Here is a 6,919-nt window from a genome sequence, read left to right on the forward strand (position 1 = left end):
CGAGCCGCCGCTGCGCGCCACCCCGCCCGTGCCCCCGCCGGCTGCCTGGCCGGAGAGCCGCACCGGCCGGTCGGAGCCCCGGGTGGAGTGGCCGAAGCGGTGATGTCTATTTAATAAGATAAAGGGCGTCTTTTCCAACAATCCGATTCGTGGTTTCCTCCCGGCTGCGCCGTGCTGGAGCGGTGCGAGGGGAGGGGGGAATTCGGATGGCTACTCGTCGTGTGTTCGGAATGGCGCTGGCCGGGCTGCTCGCGCTGCCGCTCGCGGCCTGTCAGCAGGACCCGCGCAGCACCGTGGTCGCGGTGCCCGTACAGGCCGTCTGCGACACCTCCTTCCGCGTCTCGAACCAGTCCTCGGCGACGGTGGCGCAGCTCTATTTCAGCCATTCCAGCCAGCGCGGCTGGGGCGCCGACCAGCTGGGCGCCTCGGTCCTGCCCCCCGGACGCTTCGTAAGCTACCGCGCCGCGAACACCGGCAACTACGATTTCCGCGTCGTCTGGACGAATGGCCAGGCCGCCGAGCTGCGCGGCGTCAATGTGTGCCGCGCCAGCCAGATCACGGTCACGAATCGCGGACTCGTGGCGAGCTGACCGCCCGGTAGGCGCGCTCGCCCTGCCGCCCTAAGCTTGGGCGATGCGCGTCGCCGTCATCCAGATGAACCAGGGCTCCGACAAGGCGGCCAACATCGGTCAGGCGCGTCGCCTGATCGAAGGGGCGATCGCCGCCGACCGGCCCGACATGGTGAGCCTGCCGGAGACCTGGACCAATCTCGGCGGCGGGCGCGACGCCCGCTTCGCGGCGGCCGAGGCGCTGCCGGAGCCCGGCGCGGAAGGCGGCGCCGCCTATGAGTTCCTGCGCGAGGTCGCGCGCGCCAACCGCATCCACGTCCATGGCGGCTCGATCATCGAGAAGGGAGCCGAGAAGCTCTTCAACACCTCGCTCGTCTTCGACCCCGAGGGGCGGGAGATCGCGCGCTACCGTAAAATCCACCTCTTCGACATCACCGCGCCCGACGGCACCGGCTATCGCGAGAGCGCGCTGTATGGCGCGGGGACGGAGCTGGTCTGCGTGCGTGCCGGCGACGTCACGCTGGGGCTGACCGTCTGCTACGACATGCGCTTCCCCGAGCAGTTCACCGCGCTGCGGCGGATGGGCGCGGAGGCGATCATGGTGCCGTCCAACTTCACGCTGCAGACCGGCAAGGACCATTGGGAGGTGCTGCTGCGCGCGCGCGCGATCGAGACGCAGTGCTGGATCGTCGCCGCCGCCTCGCATGGCGGCTACGAAGAGCGCGGTGCCGTGCGGCAGGTCTACGGCCATTCGCTGGTCGCCGACCCCTGGGGCCATGTCGTCGCCAAATGCAGCGACGGCACCGGCTGGGCGACGGCGCGCCTTGACCCCGCCGTGACCGCGCGTGTGCGCCGCGACATGCCGGTGCTGGAGCATCGGGATGCGAGGCGCGTGGACGGGCTGTCGTGAGGCGCGCCCCATTTCCCTCCCCCGCAAGCGGGGGAGGGTCAGGATGGGGGTTCGAGGATAACGGCGCCACGACTCACCAACCCCCACCCCAACCCTCCCCCGTGAACGGGGGAGGGAGCCGGCTGCGCACGCCATGACCTCCATCGCCTTCCTCGCCGCGCCCACCGAGGTCGCGCGCGCCGCGCAGGATGCGCTGGCCGCGCGCTACGGCGCGGCACCGCTCGACCGCGCGACGGTCGTCGTCGCACTCGGCGGCGACGGCATGATGCTGGAGACACAGCACCGGCTGCTCGGCCGCAACCTGCCCGTCTACGGCATGAATTGCGGCTCGGTCGGCTTCCTGATGAACGACTACCGCGAGGAGGGGCTTGTCGAGCGCCTGGCCGCGGCGCAGGCCGCCACGCTGCATCCCCTCCGCATGCGCGCCTTCACCGGCGCCGCCGAGCCGGCCGAGGCGCTGGCGATCAACGAGGTCTCGCTGCTGCGCGAGATCCGCCAGGCCGCCAAGATCCGCGTCCTGGTGGACGGCAAGGTGCGGCTGCAGGAGTTGATCTGCGACGGCATCCTGGTCGCCACCCCGGCCGGCAGCACCGCCTACAACCTCTCGGCGCATGGGCCGATCGTGCCGCTCGGCGCCAATCTGCTGCCGCTGACGCCGATCAGCCCCTTCCGCCCGCGGCGCTGGCGCGGCGCGCTGCTGCCGTCCGAGGCCGAGGTGGTGTTCGAGGTGCTGGAGCACGAGAAGCGCCCCGTCGCGGCGGTCGCCGACTACACCGAGGTCCGCGATGTCCGGCGCGTCGAGGTGCGGGAGGACCGGAGCGTGCAGCTCACCATGCTGTTCGACCCGGATCACGGCCTGTCCGAGCGGATCATCGCGGAACAGTTCACGGTGTGACGGAGCGAAGGCTCGTCTGGACGGTCGCGGTTCACCAGCTGATCTGCTGGGGCACGATCTACCTCGCCTTCCCCGTCTTCATCGCGCCGATGGAAGCCGAGCTCGGCTGGTCGCGCGCGGAGATCTCGGGCGCCTTCACCGCCGGCCTGCTGGCGTCCGGCGTGACCGCGATCCCGGTCGGGCGCTGGGTGGACCGGCATGGCAGCCGCTGGCCGATGGCGATCGGCGCCGGGCTCGGCGCGCTGCTCCTGGTCGCCTGGGCGCTCCTCGGCAGCCTCGCGATGTTCTACGCGGTCTGGATCGCCATCGGCGTGACCCACGCCATGTGCCTCTCCGACCCGGCCTATGCCGCACTGACGGCGAACAGCCGCGATCCGCGCCGCGCCATCACCCATGTCACCTTCGTCACCGGCTTCTGCACCTCGCTCTTCGTGCCGCTCGGCGCGGGGCTGGTGGAGTGGATCGGCTGGCGGCCGACGCTGCTCGCCTTCGCGGCGCTGCAGCTGCTGCCGGCCGCACTGGCGGCGATCTGTCTCCGCGGCGCGAAGGGCAGCCTTTCCGGTGCCACGGCGGCGCGCGGCGCACCGCTCGCCGCCGCTCTGCGAAGGCGCGCCTTCTGGACGCTGGCCATCGCCTTCTGCTGCCAGGCCTTCATGGGCACGGGCCTCAGCTTCCACATCCTGCCGCTGCTGGCGGAGCGCGGCATGCCGCTCGGCGCGGCGCTGCTGGTCATCGCCCTGCACGGGCCCTGCCAGGTGGCGGCGCGGGCGGTGCTCTTCGCGCTCGGGCCACGGGCCGGCGACGCGCGGCGCGTCGGCCTGTTCTCCTTTGCGCTGCTGCCGGTCGCGATGGCCGTGCTCGCGCTCGGCCCGCCCTCGACGCCGCTGGCGCTGCTCTACGCCGCGCTGTTCGGCATCGCCAACGGGTTGCTCACCATCGTGCGCGCGACCGGCATCGCCGACATCCTGGGCCGCGAGGGCTACGCGCAGATCTCGGGCGCCCTCACCATGGCGATGGTCCTGCCGCGCACCGTCGCCCCGCTCGCCCTCGGCCTCGTCTGGGAGGCGGCGGGCGGATACGGCCCGGTGCCCTGGATCCTGCTCGGCGTCACGCTGGCCGGCGGCCTCGCTTTCCTGGCGGCGGCGCTCGACCGGTCTGCCAGCCCCGCGCCGCGCGACGGTTGACCCGCCCCGCCCACCCTGCGATTTCCGGCCCCGTCCCATGGAAACCCTGGCCGACACCTATCCCGCCGATCCATCCACCCCGGCCGAGGCCGGCACGCTGGTGCTCGCCCTGCCGAAGGGCCGGATCCTGACGGAACTGGGCCCGGTGCTGGCGCGCGCCGGCATCCGCCCGGCGGAGGACCTGCTCGACGAGAGCAGCCGGCGGCTGCGCTTCGAGACGAACCATCCGGGCCTCGACGTGGTGCGCGTGCGCTCCTTCGATGTCGCGACCTTCGTGGCCCACGGCGCGGCGCAGATCGGCGTCTGCGGCGCCGATGTGCTGATGGAATTCGACGACGACCAGATCTACGCGCCGCTCGACCTCGGCATCGGCCGGTGCCGCGTGAGCGTCGCCGAGCCAGTGGAGACGGCCGGCGCCGACCTCGGCACCGCGTCGCGCATCACGGTGGCGACCAAGTACCCGCAGATCGCGCAGCGGCATTTCGCGCGGAAGGGCGTGCAGGCCGAGGTCGTGCATCTCAACGGCGCGATGGAGCTGGCGCCCTCGCTCGGGCTGGCCCGCGTCATCGTGGATCTGGTGCAGACCGGTTCGACGCTGAAGGCGAACGGGCTGGTGGAGACCGAGGTGATCGCCAACGTGACCTCGCGCCTGATCGTGAACCGCACCGCGCTGAAGACCCGGCCCGAGCTGATCGGCGGCTGGATCGCCCGCTTCCGCGCTGCGCTGGCGGAGAGGGACGCGCGGTGAAGCAACTGGACACGCGCGACGCCGGCTTCGAGGCGGCCTTCCGCGCGCTGCTCGACGATGCGCGGGACACGACGGCGAAGGTGGACGGCGCCGTCGCCGGTATCATCGCGGAGGTGCGCGCGCGCGGCGATGCTGCACTGATCGACCTCACCGCGCGCTTCGACCGCTGGACGCCCGCCTCCGCCGCCGCGCTCCGCGTGACCGCGGAGGAGATCGAGGCCGCCGTTGCCACGGTGCCCGCCGCGCAGCTCGAGGCGCTGACGGTCGCCGCACGTCGCATCGAAAGCTTCCACCGTGCTCAGCTGCCGCGCGACGTGGAACTCGCCGAGCCCGGCCTGCGCACCGGCATGCGTTGGGGCGCGCTCGACGCCGTCGGGCTCTATGTGCCTGGCGGCAAGGCGGCCTATCCGTCCTCCGTGCTGATGAACGCGCTGCCGGCGCGCGTGGCAGGGGTCGCGCGCATCGCCATGTGCGTGCCGACGCCGGACGGCGCGCTGAACCCGCTGGTGCTGGCCGCCGCGCGGCTTGCGGGCGTCACCGAGATCTTCCGGATCGGCGGCGCGCAGGCCGTCGCGGCACTCGCCTGGGGCACGGCGACGATCGCCCCGGTGGACCGCATCGTCGGCCCCGGCAACGCCTATGTCGCCGAGGCGAAGCGCCAGGTCTTCGGCCGCGTCGGCATCGATTCCATCGCCGGCCCGTCGGAGGTGCTGGTGATCGCCGACGGCTCCAACGACCCGCGCCACGTGGCGCTCGACCTGCTCGCCCAGGCCGAGCATGACGAGGCCGCGCAATCCATCCTGATCACCGACGACGCGGCCTTCGCCGGGCGCGTCGCCGCGGCGGTCGAGGCCGAGCTCCGCACGCTGCCCCGCGCCGCCATCGCCGGCGCCTCCTGGGCGGCGCATGGCGCTGCGATCCTGGTGCGCGACTGGGCCGAGGCGGCGGAGCTGACCAACCGCCTGGCCCCCGAGCACCTGCAGATCATGACCCCGGACCCGGGCGCGCTGTTCGGGAAGATCCGCCACGCCGGCGCCGCCTTCCTCGGCCGCTGGTGCCCGGAGGCGGTCGGCGACTACGTCGCGGGCCCGAACCACGTCCTGCCGACCGGGCGGACGGCGCGCTTCGCCTCCGGCCTCTCGGTCTTCGATTTCCTCAAGCGCACCACCTGGGTGGAGGCCGACCCGGCCGGCCTGGCCGCCATCGGCCCGGCGGCGGTCACCCTTGCCAAGGCGGAAGGGCTGGACGCGCATGGGCTGAGCGTCTCGGCGCGGCTGGCCGGAACGCCTTGACCCGGCTGGGCTTGACGCTCATGTTCCGGCCCGAATCCGAATATTGCGCCCGGTCCGGACGCCCCGACCCCCTGGGGTGGCTGGCCGGGACGCGTCACATGCAAGGAGCCTCATGTCGAAAGAGGACATGATCGAATTCAGTGGCCAGGTGGTCGAGCTGCTGCCCAACGCGATGTTCCGCGTGAAGCTCGACAACGACCACATGGTCCTCGCCCACACCAGCGGGAAGATGCGCAAGAACCGCATCCGCGTGCTGGCCGGCGACCGCGTGAATGTCGAGATGACGCCCTACGACCTCACCAAGGGCCGGATCACCTTCAGGTTCAAGTGATGCGTCCGTGCGCAGCACGGACGCCCTCAGACGCCGGCGCCGCACCTCCGTGCGGCTTGGCTTTCGCGCAGGCCACTGCTCCGCTGGCGTTCAGGTGAGTTTGTGCGTCGTGCGTTGAGCACGCTTTCGCGTGACGGCCGCATTCGCGGCCTCGGCTCGCTTCGCGAGCCGCCAGTTCCAGTCTTCGCTTCGGATTTCCGATGACCGCCTCTGACCGCCCCCCGCTGGTCCTTGCCTCGGCCAGCCCGCGGCGGCTCGAGCTGCTTGCGCGCATCGGCGTGGTGCCGGACCGCGTCGCGCCGGCGGAGGTGGACGAGACGCCCCGCAAGGACGAGCTGCCGCGGCTGCTGGCGCAGCGCCTGGCGCGCGCCAAGGCGGAGGCAGCGCAGGCGGCGGCGCCCGATGCGATCGTGCTCGCCGCCGACACGGTGGTCGGGGTGGGGCGGCGGATTCTTGGCAAGCCGGCGGACGAGGCCGAGGCGCGGCGCTTCCTCGAGCTGATGTCGGGCCGGCGCCACCGTGTTATGACCGGAATCTGCCTGATCCGCCCGGACGGCAAGCGATCCGAACGCCTCGTCACCACCATCCTCGCCTTCCAGCGCCTGACGCCGCAGCAGATCGAGGCGCATATCGCCTCCGGCGAATGGCGCGGGGTTGCCGGCGGCTACCAGATCCAGAAGCGCGCCGAGGCCTGGGTGCGGTTCCTCTCGGGCAGCCATTCCAACGTCGTTGGCCTGCCGCTCTTCGAGACGGCGCAGCTGTTGCGGGGCGCGGGGTGGCTGCGGCCCTGACCCACGCGATCGCCGGAGGGCAGCGGTGGCGCAGCCGCCGGGCACCGGAGGCGTGAATCGCGTGGACACGATCCACGCGATCGCCGGAGGGCAGCGGTGGCGCAGCCGCCGGGCACCGGAGGCGTGAATCGCGTGGACACGATCCACGCGATCGCCGGAGGGCAGCGGTGGCGCAGCCGCCGGGCACCGGAGGCGTGAA

At 72.3% G+C, this 6,919-nt stretch carries 8 protein-coding genes; all 8 read left to right on the top strand.

Annotated features, from left to right (window positions below; translation table 11 throughout):
- Positions 1–206 precede the first annotated feature (206 nt).
- Complete coding sequence (locus tag L2I40_RS15830) at positions 207–590, top strand: hypothetical protein (protein ID WP_237216166.1); 384 nt, start codon at positions 207–209, stop codon at positions 588–590.
- Positions 591–633: 43 nt separating this feature from the next.
- Positions 634–1,479, top strand: coding sequence for a carbon-nitrogen hydrolase family protein (locus L2I40_RS15835; RefSeq protein WP_237216167.1), 846 nt, complete (start codon positions 634–636; stop codon positions 1,477–1,479).
- A 133-nt stretch (positions 1,480–1,612) separates the two neighbouring features.
- A complete protein-coding gene (locus tag L2I40_RS15840) occupies positions 1,613–2,374 on the top strand; it encodes an NAD kinase (protein WP_237216168.1) in 762 nt (253 codons plus the stop codon).
- Positions 2,371–3,558, top strand: coding sequence for an MFS transporter (locus L2I40_RS15845; RefSeq protein ID WP_237216169.1), 1,188 nt, complete (start codon positions 2,371–2,373; stop codon positions 3,556–3,558). The genes L2I40_RS15840 and L2I40_RS15845 overlap by 4 nt, the downstream gene beginning before the upstream one ends.
- 37 nt (positions 3,559–3,595) lie before the next feature.
- On the top strand, positions 3,596–4,306 hold the full coding sequence (gene hisG / locus L2I40_RS15850) for an ATP phosphoribosyltransferase (RefSeq protein ID WP_237216170.1): 711 nt from the start codon (positions 3,596–3,598) through the stop codon (positions 4,304–4,306).
- Positions 4,303–5,598: a histidinol dehydrogenase gene (gene hisD / locus L2I40_RS15855; RefSeq protein WP_237216171.1), complete on the top strand. Its 1,296-nt coding sequence runs from the start codon at positions 4,303–4,305 to the stop codon at positions 5,596–5,598. The genes hisG and hisD overlap by 4 nt, the downstream gene beginning before the upstream one ends.
- Positions 5,599–5,710: 112 nt before the next feature.
- On the top strand, positions 5,711–5,929 hold the full coding sequence (infA, locus tag L2I40_RS15860) for a translation initiation factor IF-1 (protein ID WP_026033499.1): 219 nt from the start codon (positions 5,711–5,713) through the stop codon (positions 5,927–5,929).
- 200 nt (positions 5,930–6,129) lie between these two features.
- Positions 6,130–6,720, top strand: coding sequence for a Maf family protein (locus tag L2I40_RS15865; protein WP_237216172.1), 591 nt, complete (start codon positions 6,130–6,132; stop codon positions 6,718–6,720).
- The last annotated feature ends 199 nt before the right edge of the window (positions 6,721–6,919 follow it).

It is taken from the genome of Falsiroseomonas oryziterrae, assembly GCF_021864505.1.
Lineage (GTDB): Bacteria > Pseudomonadota > Alphaproteobacteria > Acetobacterales > Acetobacteraceae > Falsiroseomonas > Falsiroseomonas oryziterrae.

Excerpts from the sequence above, each read along its gene's own strand:
- L2I40_RS15830 (WP_237216166.1), top strand. The coding sequence starts at position 207 with ATGGCTACTCGTCGTGTGTTCGGAATGGCGCTGGCCGGGCTGCTCGCG.
- L2I40_RS15835 (WP_237216167.1), top strand. The coding sequence starts at position 634 with ATGCGCGTCGCCGTCATCCAGATGAACCAGGGCTCCGACAAGGCGGCC.
- L2I40_RS15840 (WP_237216168.1), top strand. The coding sequence starts at position 1,613 with ATGACCTCCATCGCCTTCCTCGCCGCGCCCACCGAGGTCGCGCGCGCC.
- hisG (WP_237216170.1), top strand. The coding sequence starts at position 3,596 with ATGGAAACCCTGGCCGACACCTATCCCGCCGATCCATCCACCCCGGCC.
- infA (WP_026033499.1), top strand. The coding sequence starts at position 5,711 with ATGTCGAAAGAGGACATGATCGAATTCAGTGGCCAGGTGGTCGAGCTG.
- L2I40_RS15865 (WP_237216172.1), top strand. The coding sequence starts at position 6,130 with ATGACCGCCTCTGACCGCCCCCCGCTGGTCCTTGCCTCGGCCAGCCCG.